This is a genomic window from Ottowia sp., assembly GCF_046348305.1.
In the GTDB taxonomy this organism is placed as follows: Bacteria; Pseudomonadota; Gammaproteobacteria; order Burkholderiales; family Burkholderiaceae_C; genus Ottowia.
This window is the reverse complement of the sequence record NZ_JAXMEM010000003.1, coordinates 48311-62552: the sequence shown is the minus strand read 5'-3', so window position 1 is coordinate 62552 and position 14242 is coordinate 48311. Positions and strand designations below refer to the sequence as shown.

17 protein-coding genes are annotated in these 14242 nt (G+C 68.6%); 2 read left to right on the top strand and 15 right to left on the bottom strand.

Annotated elements, in window-relative coordinates:
- Nucleotides 1–3 precede the first annotated feature (3 nt).
- Nucleotides 4–819, top strand: a complete 816-nt coding sequence (hpaH, locus tag U1F38_RS00425) for a 2-oxo-hept-4-ene-1,7-dioate hydratase (protein ID WP_409985080.1) — start codon at nt 4–6, stop codon at nt 817–819.
- A gap of 112 nt (nt 820–931) precedes the next feature.
- On the opposite strand, the gene U1F38_RS00420 is transcribed toward hpaH, so the two are convergent.
- On the bottom strand, nt 932–1567 hold the full coding sequence (locus U1F38_RS00420) for a 3'-5' exonuclease (RefSeq protein ID WP_409985079.1): 636 nt from the start codon (nt 1565–1567) through the stop codon (nt 932–934).
- The gene (locus tag U1F38_RS00415) at nt 1564–3381 is read right to left on the bottom strand and encodes a DUF294 nucleotidyltransferase-like domain-containing protein (protein ID WP_409985774.1); all 1818 of its coding nucleotides are present in this window, start codon (nt 3379–3381) and stop codon (nt 1564–1566) included. Before U1F38_RS00415 ends, U1F38_RS00420 begins: the two co-directional genes overlap by 4 nt.
- A 257-nt stretch (nt 3382–3638) precedes the next feature.
- Between U1F38_RS00415 and U1F38_RS00410 the strand changes: the two genes are divergently transcribed.
- The gene (locus tag U1F38_RS00410) at nt 3639–4115 is read left to right on the top strand and encodes a hypothetical protein (RefSeq protein ID WP_409985078.1); all 477 of its coding nucleotides are present in this window, start codon (nt 3639–3641) and stop codon (nt 4113–4115) included.
- A 70-nt stretch (nt 4116–4185) separates the two neighbouring features.
- Here U1F38_RS00410 and U1F38_RS00405 read toward each other — a convergent pair whose 3' ends face one another.
- The 13 genes from U1F38_RS00405 to U1F38_RS00345 form a co-directional block, all read right to left on the bottom strand.
- Nucleotides 4186–5082, bottom strand: a complete 897-nt coding sequence (locus U1F38_RS00405; RefSeq protein WP_409985077.1) for an MBL fold metallo-hydrolase — start codon at nt 5080–5082, stop codon at nt 4186–4188.
- A 7-nt stretch (nt 5083–5089) separates the two neighbouring features.
- Nucleotides 5090–5731, bottom strand: coding sequence for a 2-hydroxychromene-2-carboxylate isomerase (locus U1F38_RS00400; protein ID WP_409985076.1), 642 nt, complete (start codon nt 5729–5731; stop codon nt 5090–5092).
- Complete coding sequence (locus U1F38_RS00395) at nt 5728–5901, bottom strand: DUF1289 domain-containing protein (RefSeq protein ID WP_409985075.1); 174 nt, start codon at nt 5899–5901, stop codon at nt 5728–5730. The genes U1F38_RS00400 and U1F38_RS00395 overlap by 4 nt, the downstream gene beginning before the upstream one ends.
- Nucleotides 5902–5987: 86 nt before the next feature.
- The gene (locus tag U1F38_RS00390) at nt 5988–6482 is read right to left on the bottom strand and encodes a YbaK/EbsC family protein (RefSeq protein ID WP_409985074.1); all 495 of its coding nucleotides are present in this window, start codon (nt 6480–6482) and stop codon (nt 5988–5990) included.
- Between the two features lie 191 nt (nt 6483–6673).
- On the bottom strand, nt 6674–7129 hold the full coding sequence (locus U1F38_RS00385; protein ID WP_409985073.1) for a hypothetical protein: 456 nt from the start codon (nt 7127–7129) through the stop codon (nt 6674–6676).
- Between the two features lie 97 nt (nt 7130–7226).
- Nucleotides 7227–8135 (bottom strand): hydroxymethylglutaryl-CoA lyase, encoded by a 909-nt coding sequence (locus U1F38_RS00380; RefSeq protein ID WP_409985072.1) that lies wholly within the window; start codon nt 8133–8135, stop codon nt 7227–7229.
- A gap of 39 nt (nt 8136–8174) precedes the next feature.
- Nucleotides 8175–10202 (bottom strand): acetyl/propionyl/methylcrotonyl-CoA carboxylase subunit alpha, encoded by a 2028-nt coding sequence (locus tag U1F38_RS00375; RefSeq protein WP_409985071.1) that lies wholly within the window; start codon nt 10200–10202, stop codon nt 8175–8177.
- A 231-nt stretch (nt 10203–10433) separates the two neighbouring features.
- Complete coding sequence (locus tag U1F38_RS00370) at nt 10434–11198, bottom strand: DUF4126 domain-containing protein (protein ID WP_409985070.1); 765 nt, start codon at nt 11196–11198, stop codon at nt 10434–10436.
- A gap of 111 nt (nt 11199–11309) precedes the next feature.
- Nucleotides 11310–12098 carry an enoyl-CoA hydratase/isomerase family protein gene (locus tag U1F38_RS00365; RefSeq protein ID WP_409985069.1) on the bottom strand — a complete coding sequence of 263 codons (789 nt, stop codon included), beginning with the start codon at nt 12096–12098 and terminating at the stop codon, nt 11310–11312.
- Nucleotides 12095–12604: a DinB family protein gene (locus U1F38_RS00360; RefSeq protein ID WP_409985068.1), complete on the bottom strand. Its 510-nt coding sequence runs from the start codon at nt 12602–12604 to the stop codon at nt 12095–12097. The genes U1F38_RS00365 and U1F38_RS00360 overlap by 4 nt, the downstream gene beginning before the upstream one ends.
- Complete coding sequence (locus U1F38_RS00355; protein ID WP_409985067.1) at nt 12601–13455, bottom strand: dienelactone hydrolase family protein; 855 nt, start codon at nt 13453–13455, stop codon at nt 12601–12603. Before U1F38_RS00355 ends, U1F38_RS00360 begins: the two co-directional genes overlap by 4 nt.
- Nucleotides 13456–13475: 20 nt before the next feature.
- The gene (locus U1F38_RS00350) at nt 13476–13877 is read right to left on the bottom strand and encodes a PIN domain nuclease (protein WP_409985066.1); all 402 of its coding nucleotides are present in this window, start codon (nt 13875–13877) and stop codon (nt 13476–13478) included.
- A complete protein-coding gene (locus U1F38_RS00345) occupies nt 13864–14238 on the bottom strand; it encodes a type II toxin-antitoxin system VapB family antitoxin (RefSeq protein ID WP_409985065.1) in 375 nt (124 codons plus the stop codon). Before U1F38_RS00345 ends, U1F38_RS00350 begins: the two co-directional genes overlap by 14 nt.
- Between the last annotated feature and the right edge of the window lie 4 nt (nt 14239–14242).

The window sequence follows — 14242 nt, the reverse complement described above, 5'->3', positions numbered from 1 at the left end:
GCCATGCTGACCGAAGGACAAATCCAGGCCCTCGCCGCCGAACTGCACGCCAGCGAAAAGTCGCGTCAGCCCGTCGAGCACTTCTCCAAGCGCTTTCCCGGCATGACGGTGGCGGACGGCTACCGCATTGGCCGCGCGTGGGTGGCGCTGCAACTCAATGAAGGCCGCAAGATCATCGGCCACAAGATCGGGCTCACGTCGCGTGCCATGCAGATCAGCAGCCAGATCGACGAGCCCGACTACGGCACGCTGCTTGACAGCATGCTGTTCACCTGCAAGCCGGGCCAGGTGCTGGAAATTCCGGCCCAGCGCTTCATTGCGCCGCGCGTCGAGGTGGAGCTGGCCTTCGTCCTGAAGTCCGAGCTGAAAGGCCCGGATATCGGCGTGGAACAAGTGCTGGCTGCTACGGAATATGTAACGCCCGCGATCGAGATCATCGACGCGCGCATCGAGCAGTTCGACCGCCACACCCGCGCCATGCGCAAGGTGCAGGACACCATCAGCGACAACGCGGCCAACGCCGGCATCGTCGTCGGCGCCGGCCGCTTTGACGCGCGCGCCATCGACCGTGCCTGGGTCGGCGCCATCCTGCGCCAGAACGGCGTGGTCGAGGAAACCGGCCTGGCCGCCGGCGTGCAGGGCGACCCGGCCATCGGCATTGCGTGGCTGGCGGGCAAGCTGGCGCCCTGGGGCGAGTCGCTGCAGGCCGGCCAGATCGTGCTGGCCGGATCCTTCACGCGCCCCGTGGCGGCCAAGGCGGGCGATGCGTTCGAAGCCGACTATGGGCCGCTGGGCAAGCTGGCGTTCAAGTTCGTCTAGGGCCCGGTGCAGGCGGCCGCACGCCCGACGCGAAGGGCTTGCCGAGGACAGAGCCGCGCCTGAGCGAGGCCTTGCTCGGCCATCCGGTCAGACCGTCGTTGACATCCCCGCGTCACCCTCCGCGCAGTTCGCGCAGGCGAATGAAGGCCAGCGCCGCCATCACCGCGTCGTTCAGCGCATCGTGCGCCTCGCGCATGGGAAGGCCCAAGTCGGCCATGATGGTGGCAAAACGCAGGTCGATGTCGGCCTGGTCGTGCTGCTTGTAAGGCGACAGCTGACGGAACTTGTGGTCGTAGTACAGGCGCGAGACCTCGATCTGCGGCTGCGGCAGGCCGATGCCCAGCAAGGGCCGCACGATGCGGTTGAGCATGGCGACGTCGAACTCCAGGTAGTAGCCCACCAGCGGGCGCGCGCCGATGAAGTGCAGCAGGCGGCGCGCCGCCTCGGGCGCGGGCAGGCCGCCGGCGACGTCCTGCTCGCGCAGCCGGTGCACGCGGATGCTGTCGGCGGACACACCCTTCTCGGGCCGGATGAGCACTTCCAGCCGCTGGCTCGTCAAAATGCGCCGGCCCTGGATGCGGACGGCGCCGATGGCGATGATCTCGTCGCTGCGGGTGTTCAGGCCCGTGGTCTCGCAGTCCAGCGCCACCCACTCGTCCTGCGGCGGCGCGTCGAACAGAAACGCCCATTCGCCACCCTGCAGGCGCTGGCGCGCACGGCGGGTCTTGAGGGCATCCCACCAGCTCATAAGGCGTTGAGCCGAAAGCGCTGGCGCAGCAGCGCCTTGAAGCGCTTGACCACGCCCAGCGCGTCTTTCAGCAGGTCGCGCTCCAGCGTGGACAGCGACTGCGGATCGACCGCGCCACTGACGGCCTGGCCGCGGTCCAGCTCGGCCAGACCGGCCTTGAGCTTGAGCATCATCAGCAACTGCAAGGCGTCGGTCAGATCGCGCGCCATGTCGGCATCCAGCACCTGCGCGTCCACCAGACGGATCAGCCGCTCGGTGGTGGCGGTGTCGGCCACGCGGTGCGCCAGCGCCAGGCTGCGCACGCCGTGCACGATGGGGAAGATGCCTTCCTTCTTCAGATCGAGCCGATCGGCGCCGTCGCCCAGCAGCCGGTGCCACCAGCGCCCGCTGCCCGAAAACAGGTCGATGGCGGCGGCAAAGCGCGCCAGCATGACGTCGTTGTCGGTGGCCAGCGACCACAGCGCGTCGCGCACGCCTGCCAGCAGCGCGGCGTCACCGGCCACGGCGTGGGCATCCAGAAAGATCGCCAAATTCATCAGGCTGTCGGGGCTGGGCATGACCAGCCACTCGCGCACGGTGCGCGAAAAATCCGCCACCGGCATGCGCCAGGCCGGGTTGCTGAGCATGATGCGGCCCGGGCACGGCGGGTAGCCAAAGCGCTCCAGCGCGCTAGAAAAGCGCTCGCAGATGGCCGCCAGATCGGCCGGCGGCGCGTAGCCGTCGCGCAGGATCAGCGCGTTGTCCTGATCGGTCTTCAGCAACTGCTCGCCGCGGCCTTCGCTGCCCATCACCAGCAGGCAACTGGCGGCCACCAGATCGGGCGGCGCGATGAGCTGCCAGGCGCGCTCGAACAGGCGCGCATTCAGGTCCTGCACCATGCGCGCGATCAGCATCACCTGCGTGCCGCCGCGAAACTGCCGACCGATCATGTCGGTGATCTGCTGCGCCGCCTCGGCCAGTTCGTCGATGCCGGTGGCGGCATTGATGCGCAGGCCGATCAGCATCGAGTGGTTGGACAGGAAGCTGAACACGTCCAGCGCCTCCAGAACGCCGTGCACCTGGTCGCCCTCGCGCACCACCACGCGGTGGATGTGGTGGCGCACCATGGTGGCCAGCGCGTCGCCCACCTGGGCCGAGGGCCGTACGCTGATCAGCGACCAGTTGGCCAGCTCGCCCACCGCGATCTGCTCGAGCGCTCGCCCCGACAGGATGGCCCGCTGCAAGGCGTTGGTGGTGAACATGCCGAGCAGAGGCGGGCTCTGGCGCGCGTCGCGCACCAGCACGTTGGTGGTGCGCTCCTGCTGGAACAGGCGCACCACCGAGACGACGTCGGTGTCGTGCTCGACGATGTGCGCCGGACGCACATAGGCCTCGTCCACGCGCGAGAGGTTGAGCGCCTGCAGCTCGCTGCTGCTGCGCCGCTGGCCGACGGCGCTCAGCTTGGCACCCAGGTCCGAGAACAGCAGCGCGCCGAAGTCGGCGTTGGCGGCGATCAGGTCGTTGACGGTCTGGTGCGCCAGCTCGTAGGCCAGCACCTCCTCGTCGGCGACGAAGCGGCTGCTGGACTTGCCGGCCACCAGGCCGCGCCCGTCGAAGCAGTCGTCGGGGCCGTAGCGGGCCACGCACTCGTCGCCGTCGAACTGGCTGACGCGCCCCTTGATGAGTACGAACAAATGGCGCGGCGCGGCGCCCACGTCCAGGATCACCTCGCCCGCGCGAAAGTAGGCGATGTCCACGTGCTCGCGCACCAGGCGCTGCTGCTGCTGGGTGAGGCAGTCGAAGGGCGACGCGGCGAAGTTGAAGGCATTGGGCATGGCGGTGCGCGGCTCGTCTTGGGCCATGCGGGCTGGCCCCGGGGCATTTTCACCCGGTCATCCGGAATGCACCAAACCATCATGAAGCGGCGCACTGACGCGGGTCTGACGCGCGCCAGCGCCGTCCACCAAACGGTGGATGACGCGCCGGGCGAACGCGAGTCCACTTGGGAACATGCACTGGCAGCAGCGGCATGGCTTGCGGGGCGCGGCGCGAAAGGCGAAGCAGCCCGAAGTCGGCGCCGACGGGACGCGGCATGCCGATCAAGCTGCCAGGCCAGAAGTCGAAGGGCAAACCCATGCTTGCATCCACCCCCTGGAACGACCCGATGGCCATGGCGATCGGATGGTTTTATCTGGTGACGAACTCGGTTCGCATCCTCACCTACATCCCGCAGATCATCGCGGTCTGGCGTTGCCGCGATGGTGCGCGCGCAATCTCGCTGCTGACCTGGGGCTCGTGGACCGTCTCGAACATCGCTGCCGTCCTGTACGGCATGCTGGTGGTGAACGACACGTTCTTCATCGCGATCTCGACGATCAACCTGATCGGTTGCGGAGCGGTGACCGTGATTGCGGCACACCGACGCATCGACGCCCTGGCGACGCCCATGGCGCGGGTCTGGCGGCGCTGGCCGCGCAACGGCGGCAGCATTGCGGGCGAACCGGTTTCCAGGCTTGTCTCCGTGCGTTCGGATGCCGACTTCAGCGCGCCCAAGGGCGCGATCCAGTGACCGCCTTCGACGCGCCAGCGAGCGCAGTGTCCTTCCTGGACTCAAGACGCCGGATCAACCGGCGCCAGCCTCACGCCGCCGGGCAAAAGCGTCCATCGGCCTGCATTTGCACGGCCCCCATGGCCTGCAACTCGTCCAGGTGTTGGCCGATGCTGCGGCGCTCGGCGCACTCGACATAGGGCAGCTCGAAGCCCGGCGGATACAGCAGCCGGCGCGCCACCAACTCATCGAGCGTGTGCGGGCGCTCGCGCAGGTAGCCCAGCAGGCGCTCGCTGCGCTCGTCGATCTTGCCGGCAAAGCGCGCCAACGCCTGAAGGAAGTCGGCGCGCTCGGTCAGCACGCCGCGGTGGTGCGAGGTCACCCACACGCGGGCATCGATGTCCCTGACCCGATGCAGGCTGCGGCGAAACTGGGCCAGGTCGGACGTGGCATCGCCGTAGTACGGGCCAAAGCCCGTCAGGTCGATGTCGCCGATGAAGGCCAGGCCTTCGCTCTCGACCACCAGCGCCGAGTGGCCCGCCGTGTGGCCGGGCAGGTGGTGGGCGCGCACGCGCACGCCCCCGCCCAGCTCCCACAGCGCGCCGTCGGTGTAGCCGGTGGCGTCGGGTCGGGGCGCGTAGTCGAAGTCGCGCTCGATCATGGGCTTCATCTGCGCCAGCACCGCATCGGGGTAACCGTAGTGGCGGCCGAGGCCGGCCCAGGACTGGGCGGCGGCCAGGTCGCCCTCGTGCACCTGCACGGTCGCGCGCCGCAAACGGCCCAGGGCCACCATGTGGTCCTCGTGCACGTGGCCCAGGATGATGGCGTCCACATCGTCCAGCTCGGGCCCGATGTGGCGCGCCACCTGCGGCGTGTCGAAGGCCACGCGCGCATCCGCGCCCTGCACGATGACCTGGTTGCCGTCGGGGTACTTGCCGGACTTCTCGCCCAGATACACGCGCACGGCGCCGAATTGAAGGGCCTGCATGGCGTGCCTACCGCCGGATGCCGACCGCCACGCCAGCGGGCGCCGACCAGGCCTCGTCCAGCGCCGCGCGCTCGGCCCCGCCGACCAAGTGCGCGCGCAGCATGGGCAGCGCGTCAAAGCCCCAGAACACGCGGCCATCGACCCCGAAACTGGGCACGCCGAACACGCCGGCGGCAATGGCCTCGTCCGTTGCGCTGCGCAGCGCCTGCTTGACGGCATCGCTTGCAGGGTCGTGCGCGGGCGCCAGCGTGGCCGTCAACGCTGCCAGCCGCGCGGGGTCGTCAGCCGCTTCACCGCCGCGCCACACGTGGTGAAGAATCGTCTCCGTCACGTAGCGGTTGGGCGCCCCTTGGCGGGCACAGGCCCAGGCCAGGCGCAGCAGGCCGATGGGGTTGAAGGGATGCGCGGCCGGCAATTGCAGCGCGATGCCGTGCTGCGCAGCCAGCCAGGCCACCTGCCGATAGGTCCAGTCGCGCTTGGGAGCAATCTCGGCCGGACCCAGTTGTCCGTGATGCTTGAGCAATGCGGCAAACAGGATGGGCCGATACGTCACCTCATAGCTCAGGCCCTGCAACGCGCGCGGCAACTGCTCGAAGGCCAGGTGGGCATAGGGCGAGATGAAGTCGAGGTAAAAGTCGATGTGCTTCATGGTTGGCCTTGTGCCTGCATACGCCGGGCGTGGATGCGTCGCCAGACCGTGCGCTTGTCGTCCTCGTTCATCTGGCCCCACAGGCCGATTTCCTCCAGCCGGCGCTGGCAGCCTTCGCACCAGCCCGTCACCGCGCTGATGCGGCAGACCTGGATGCAGGGCGAAGGCACGGGGCCTTCATCCGAATCGGGGTCAAACTTGGCTCTGGCGCGCTCCGGGCAACCGCCGGCAGCTATTGTCTGAATAGCAAACGACATCAGCTTGGGACCTGCACCACATCGGCCACCGGCGCGTTGCCGGTCAGTCCCGCCAGGTCTTGCGGGCGCAGCTTGAACACGCCGTGCGGGTGGCCGGCCGCGGCCCAGATCTCGTCGAAGCGAAACAGCTCGCGGTCGATCAGCACCACCGGCGGCGTGGCATGCGCCACGGGCGAGACACCGCCAATCGTGAAGCCCGTCCTGGCCTTGACGAACTCGGCGTCGGCACGGCCCGTCTTGCCCACCAGGGCGTCGACCTTCTTCTCGTCCACGCGCCGGTCGCCCGAGGTGATGACCAGCACCGCCGCGTCGTCGCTCTTGCGCCGGAAGATGATGCTCTTGGCGATCTGCCCCACGGCAATGCCCAGCGCGTCGGCGGCCTGCTGGGCGGTGCGCGCCGCGTCGTCAAGCATCACCGGCGCGTGCGGGTGGCCGGCGGCTTGCAGGGCGGCGGCCACGCGTTGCACGGATTCGGGAAGGGTCATGACGTTCATGGTGTTTTGGGGAGCGGTCCGGGTGCACCGGCCTGGGAGCGCCGGCATCTTGCCGGCCTTCATTCTCGCCGGATTCACTCATGCCGGCGGGACGCCGGCGCTCCCGGAGCGCTCCCGGGCACTGCCAAAGGGCCAATCGCCCGCCCTGCGAACCAGGCAGGCCTTGACGGGGTTGCTCTCGATGTACGCAATCACGGCTTGCAAATGGCCTTCGTCGCGAATGTAGCGATCGAAGTATTCCCGCTGCCACAGCACGCCCTGCCGCCCCAAGGCCTGGGTGCGGATCTGGGCGGCGACAACGCCAGGGCATGACCGGACTGCGTCTCGATCAGCGCATGCACGTGGTTGGGCATGACGACCCAGGCCAGCAGGCGGTAGCGCTGCCCGTCGAAGTGCAGCAAGGCGTTTTCCACGGTTTGCGCGAGGGCGGGCTCACGCAGCAGGCATTCGCCGTGTCCGGCGTCGAGCTGGTCCTCCAGCCCTTGCCTGAAGTGCGCATCGTCCGCTTCACCGAGGCGCAGACGCTCGATGACTTGGGCGGGCAAAGCATCGGCCAGGCGAAAGGTGATGGACTGGATCAGGCTGGCGTGATCCAGGTGGGGCAGGTAGCCGCGGGAATGCCAACCCGTGACGGTTGTTGCGTTCACGCGGGTCTTTGCCGGCGAGACGCCGGCGCTCCCAGGATTGTTGCGCCTGGGAGCGCCGGCATCTTGCCGGCTGATGTTTTTGTCGGCGCTCCGCCCATCACCCCGCGCGCTTGTTCAGAACCGCCGTCGCCACGCGCGAGTTGGGCTTGCGCCCGAGCTGCTCGCTGATATAGTGCCCCGCATCGACCAGCCTGTCCAGGTCGATGCCGGTGTCGATACCCAGCCCGTGCAGCAGGTAGACCGCGTCCTCGCTGGCGACGTTGCCGGTGGCGCCCTTGGCGTAGGGGCAGCCGCCCAGGCCCGCCACCGATGACTGGAAGTTCCACACCCCCAGCTCCAGCGCGGCGTAGGTGTTGGCCAGCGCCTGGCCGTAGGTGTCGTGAAAGTGGCCGCTGACGTGGTCCACGTCGTAGTGCGCCAGCGCCGCCTCGATGGCCTTTTGCACCTTGCGCGGCGTGCCCACGCCGATGGTGTCGGCCACGTCCACGCGCTCGACGCCGATCGATTTCATCAGGCCCGCCAGCCGGCCCACCTTCTCGGGCGCGATTTCACCTTCATAGGGGCAGCCCAGCGCGCAGCTCATCGAGCCGCGAACCGCGATGCCCGCCGCCTTGGCGGCCTGCACGACGGGGGCGAAGCGCTCGATGCTCTCGGCGATCGAGCAGTTGATGTTCTTCTGGCTGAAGGCCTCGCTGGCCGCGCCAAACACCAGCACCTCGTCGGGCCGGTCCAGCAGCGCGGCCTCGAAGCCTTTCATGTTGGGTGTGAGCACCGAGTAGCGCACGCGTGGGTCGCGCGCGATGCTGCTCATCACGGCGTGGTTGTCGGCCATCTGCGGCACCCACTTGGGGCTGACGTAGCTGGTGACCTCGATTTCGCTCAGGCCGGCGGCCTGCAGGCGCTGTACCAGCTCGATCTTGACGGCGGCCGGCACCGGCTGCTTTTCGTTCTGCAGGCCGTCGCGCGGGCCGACGTCGATGATCTGGACACGGGTGGGGAGTGACATGGCAGGAATGACGGAATGGATGCGACGATGGTAGGCGCTTCAGCGCTCGGCCGCAGCCGCAAGGCGCAGCAGCTCCGCCCCTTCGGCCACCTGGTCGCCCGGGGCGTACAGCACCTCGCCCACCACGCCGTCCTGCGGCGCGGCGATGGTGTGCTCCATCTTCATAGCCTCCATCACTGCCAGCGGCTGGCCCTTGCTGACCTTGTCGCCGGCCTTGACGGCGATGCTGACGACCTTACCGGGCATGGGGGCCGTCAGACGCCCGCCCTCGCCCCCGCCCTCGCCGGCGCTGGCCAGGGGGTCGAGCTCGGTGATCTGCGCGGCGCCGGCGTCGCCGAAGATGTGCAGCACCTCGCCGCGGCGAAACACCCGCAGCACCTGGCGGCGGCCGTTGTAGCGCAGATCGATCGGCGCATCGGCGCCATGGCCCTGCGCCATGAAGTCGAGCGGCGCAGTGGGTGCATCGCCCACCTGCAGGCTCAGGCCGTCGTCCAGGTAGCGCAGCTTGGCCACCACCTTCTCGCCCTGGTAGTCGTAGTCGATGCGGCGCGAGGCCACGCCGTGCGAGCGAAAGCCGTCGCGGCGCGAGAACGGGTCGCTGCCCTCGCTGGCACGCTCGCCCAGCACCGCATGCGCGGCGGCGGCGGCCACGGCCAGCTCGACGCCCAGCGGGTCCTGGTTGAACAGGCGAGCCTGCTCGCGCTGGATCAGTGCCGTGTCCAGTTGCGCCTGGCTGAAGGCCGGCGTGGCCAGCACGCGGCGCAGAAACTGCACGTTGGTTTGCACGCCGACGATCTGCGTTTGCGCCAGCGCGGCGTCCAGCAGGCCCAGCGCCTGCTCGCGCGTGTCGCCGTGCACGATCAGCTTGGCGATCATCGAGTCGTAGAAGGGGCTGATGGCGTCGCCCTCGCGCACGCCGTCGTCCACACGGGTGGGGCCCACCTCAAACGCGCTGTGCGGCGGCTTGCGGTACACGTGCAGGGTGCCGGTGGCGGGCAAAAAATCCTTGTCGGGGTTCTCGGCGCAGATTCGCGCTTCGATGGCATGGCCGTGGATGCGCAAATCGCCCTGCTTGCACGGCAGCGGCTGGCCGGCGGCCACGCGCAGCTGCCACTCGACCAGATCCTGCCCGCTGATCGCTTCAGTGACCGGGTGCTCCACCTGCAAGCGGGTGTTCATTTCCATGAAGTAGAACTTGATTTGCTCGGGGTGCGCGTAGCCGCCCGGCTGCTCGGCGATGAACTCCACCGTGCCCGCGCCCACGTAGCCCACGGCGCGCGCCGCCGCCACCGCGGCCTCGCCCATCTGCTGGCGCAGCGCCGGCGTCATGCCGGGGGCGGGGGCTTCTTCGAGCACCTTCTGGTGGCGGCGCTGCACCGAGCAGTCGCGTTCGAACAGGTAGACGTAGTTGCCCTGGGTGTCGCCGAAAATCTGGATCTCGATGTGGCGCGGCTGCTGCACCAGCTTTTCGACCAGCACGGCGTCGTTGCCAAAACTGTTGATCGCCTCGCGCTTGCAGGACGCCAGCGCGGCGGCAAAGTCCTCGCTCTTGTGCACATCGCGCATGCCCTTGCCGCCGCCGCCCGCGCTGGCCTTGATCAGCACGGGGTAGCCGATGCGGTCGGCCTCGCGTTGCAGCAGCGCCGGGTCCTGGTCTTCGCCCTGGTAGCCGGGCACCAGCGGCACGCCGGCCTTGGCCATCAGGCGCTTGGATTCGGCCTTCAGGCCCATGGCCAGGATGGCGCTGGCCGGCGGGCCGATGAAGACCACGCCGGCATCGGCGCAGGCCTTGGCAAAGGCCTCGTTCTCGCTCAAAAAGCCATAGCCGGGGTGGATGGCCTGCGCGCCGGTGGCCTTGGCCGCGTCGATGATGCGCTGCCATTGCAGGTAGCTGTCCTTGGGCGCGCTGGCGCCGATGTGCACCGCCTCGTCGCAGGCCATGACGTGCTTGGCGTGCGCGTCGGCGTCGGAATAGACGGCAACGGTCTTGATGCCCAGGCGGCGGGCGGTGGCGGCCACGCGGCAGGCGATTTCGCCGCGGTTGGCGATCAGGATTTTTTCAAACATGGCGCCCTCCGCGGCTCATCGCCTGCTGCACGCTGCGCGTGCCAGGCCATTTGGCAAGCCCGCGCTGCGCGCGAACGCCGCGGTTGGCGATCAGGATTTTTTCAAACATGGCGCCCTCCGCGGCTCATCGCCTGCTGCACGCTGCGCGTGCCAGGCCATTTGGCAAGCCCGCGCTGCGCGCGAACGCCGCGATTGGCGATCAGGATTTTGGTGAACATTTCGATCTCCTCGTCAATGGATGGCGCCGGCAGCGCCGCCGGGCTCGGCGCGGTTGTTGCCGACAAAGCCCTTGAGCTTGCCCAGCACGATCTTCAGAAACTTGAACAGCAGCATCAGCAGCAGCGCCGACACCACCAGCATCACGGCCAGCGCGACGCCGAACAGCAGCGGGTGCTGCGTGGCCAGCCACATCACGCCGACGGCCAGTCCGTCCTCGAAGAACGAAGCCAGCCAGTTGCTGAAGGGCTCGGGGCTGGTGTTGATGGCCGCGCGCGTGGTGGCCTTGGTGGCAAACGAGGTGGCGGCCAGCGAGCCGCCCAGCAGGCCCGCCACCAGGCCCATGGTGGCCGAGTCGGCGCCGAACACGCCGGCGGCCAGCAGCGCGCCGGCCGGAATGCGGATGACGCTGTGCACCGTGTCCCACACACTGTCCACCCACGGAATCTTGTCGGCAAAGAACTCCACCGTCATCATGAAGCCGCTGGCAGTGAGCACCGCCGGGTGCATGAGCAGGCGCAGGTCGGGCGGCAGCGCGATCCAGCCGGCCGCGCCCATGGCGCCGGTGACAAAGACCACGGCATACAGCCGAAAGCCGCTGGCCCAGCCCAGCGCGGCGGCCAGCGCCAGCAGGCTGGGCATGTCCATGCGCGCCGCGGCGTGGCTGACGGCATCGCCCACCTGGCCGGCAGCGCTGCCGACGGCCGCGGTGGCATCGGCATCGGGGTGGATGCCCATGCCATGCAGCCACTGGACGATTCGAGCGATGAAATCTTGCATGAAAGACTCCATCACGTCGGCAGGCCCAAGCCGTCGAATACTATGATAATCATAGCTGCTTGCGCTTGCTGTACAAGCGCTGCGATCGAAATTGATTCATGAACCCGGCAATCATGATGTCACCAGCCAGTTTGGCTTGCGCTTTTGCAGGAAGCTTTGCACACCTTCCTTGCCCTCGTCGCTGGCACGGATGTCGGCAATGTCCTCGACCGTGCGCTCGATCAGCAGGCGCGAGATGTCGCGCTCGGCGACGTCCTGCACCAGGCGTTTGCATTGGCGCACGGCGTTGGGACTGGCGCTGACGAGGGCGTGCACGATCTCGCCGACCTTGGCGTCCAACGCGTCGGCGCTCGCCAGCTCGTGCACGAATCCGATGCGCAACGCCTCGGCGGCGTCAAAACGCTCGGCCGTCAAGAACCAGCGGTGCGCCGCGCGCGGCCCCATGGCGCGAATGACATAGGGGCTGATGGTGGCCGGGATCAGGCCCAGCTTGACTTCACTCAGGCAAAAGTGCGCGGTATCGACGCTGATGGCCACGTCGCACACGGCCACCAGCCCCATGCCGCCCGCGTAAACGTCACCTTGCACGCGGGCGATCGTGGGCTTGGGGCATTCGTAGATCGTGCGCAACATGAAGGCCAGCTGGGCCGCGTCCGCCAGATTTTCGTCGCGCGTGTAGTCGGCCATGCGGCGCATCCAGTTCAGGTCGGCCCCGGCGCAAAAGGCCGGGCCCTCGGCGGCCAGCACGATCGCGCGGATCTGGCTGTCGCCCCCCAGCCGCATGAAGGCCTCGGACAACTGGGCAATCACCTCGTCATTGAAGGCGTTGCGCACTTCGGGACGGACCAGCGTGACGGTGGCAACGTGGCCGCGGGTGTCGATGCGGACCGCAGAATTCATGGTTTGCCTTGCTCCTGTTGCAGCAGATAGACCCAATCAAGCTCGGGGCAGGGTTGGCCCAGCGCCGTCAGCGCCGCCGTGATTTGGCCGCGGTGATGCGTGCCGTGGTTGAAGACGTGGGCCAGCGTGGCGGCAAAGGGCAGCGAGGCTGCCAAGCCCTTGGTGGTGGTGTAGTCCAGCGTGCCGGCAAAGCGGCCTTCGCTGAACGTGGCGATCAACGGCGCCCAGCGCGTGCTGCCCGCGCGCAGGCGGGCGTCCAACGCCTGGCGATCGGCTTCGAGTTCGGCGCTCAGGGCCAGACGCAGCGACAGGCCTTCGGCGAAGCGCGCAAACCACAGCTGCTCGGCCACCAGCAGATGATTGAGCGTGCCGTGAATGCTCTTGAAAAACAGGCCCACGTCGCGCCGGTATTGGTCCTCACCCACTGGCGCCACTGCATCCAGCAGCCGCGCCGTGGCCCAGACGTTGTAGCGCGCCAGTTGGCTGAAGTGGGCGAGCGGGTTCATGACTGGCCTTTTGGCGCCAGCACGCGCTGCAGGAAAGCGTGCAGTTCGTCGATGGCGGCCGCGCGCGCCTGCGGGTTGCCGCCCTGCCGGATGTGGTGCGGGTCGGCGCCATTGGGCACGTCGGCGCGAATGCGCAGGGGCTCGGTGCCATCGAAGCCGTGCACGCTGCCCTCGTACACGCGCAGCGTCACGTCGTGGCCGGCCTGTTGCAGCCGCTCGGCCAGCGCGACGCAGGGCGCGGCCGGCGTCCAGTTGTCATTGGCGCCCAGCTGCATGAGCAGCGGCACCGGGGCCAGCATCGCCGAGCGCCGCTGCAGGGGCGCGCAGCCGGGATAGAACACCGCCACGCCCGCCAGACGCGGCACCGGCCCGCGGGCCGGATCGATGGCGCGCAAGGCGGTGCTGGCGCCGTTGGACCAACCCACCACGGCAACGCGCGTCGCGTCCACGCCGGGCTGGGCTTGCAGCCAGGCCACGGCGGCCCGCACGTCGGCATTGCGCTGGGCGCTGTAGTGATGGCGCTGGGCGTACGGCGTCTGGCACACGTGCTGGTGGTCGTGCGTGGTCCAGCTGTCGGGCAGCAGCACCGAATAGCCGGCCGCGTGCCAGCGCTCGGCATAGCCGCGAAAGCGTTCACTGATGGCGCCCTTGCGGGTGTACAGGCCGCCGCAGCCGTGCAGGCCGATGACCGCCGGGTGCGCGCCCGCGCCGGCCGCGGGCCACCAGTGCGCCACCAGGGCGGGCTCGGGGCTGTCGACCAGCTGGATGCGCTCCATCGGCGTGGTTTGGGCGCCCGCCTGCGCCCAAGCCAGCACCATGGCCAGCGCGGTCAGAACGCGCAGGGCCGTCACACGGTGAACCCGGTTCATCATCATTGCCCCCAAACCCGCAAGCCGCGATGCGCGGCCATGGCGTCGTAGTCGCGGTCGCTGTGCAGCAGCAGGTAGTCGCGGTCGATGCAGAAGGCGGCGATCATCACGTCGATGCCGCTGCGCACCGTGACGCCGCGTGCGCGCAGGTGGCGGTAGTGCTCGGCGGCGGCCAAGGCCACCTCTTCGCCACCGCAGGGCTCGATCCGCAGGGTTTGCAGCAGCAGGCGCGCCTGACGCAACGCGCGTTCTTCGCGGAAACCGCGCAGCACCTCATACAGCACGAGGTCGGGCACGATCAGCCGCATGTGGCCGTCGTGCAGCAGACGCCGCAACTCAACGCGCGCCGCCGTGTCGCGGGCATTGAAGTAGTCGATCCAGACGCTGGAGTCAACGACCAGCACGGCGCGAATCCTGTGGTTTTGTTTGCTTTTTTGCCGTCGCGGACGCTGCGGCAGCAGCCGTTGCGGCGCGGGTTCGCGCGCCGTTCGTCCCGTGCGACGCGGGCGGTTCCTGCACCCGATGCTGGGCCGGCGCGGGCGCGACCGCTGCTTCAGCTTCAATGTCGGCGACGGGCTTCGTCCAGTCGATTGATTCGTCGCCCTCCCACCTCAGCTTGCCTTCCCACTTCAGGATTTCGCGGTAGGCCGCTTGCCGCGCCAGCATCCGCAGGCCAGCCTCGACCGTGTCCTTCTTGGTCGTGTAGGGACCCGCCTGCATGGCCTTGGCAAGCAACTCGTCGTCAATGTCAATGTTGGTGCGCATGATG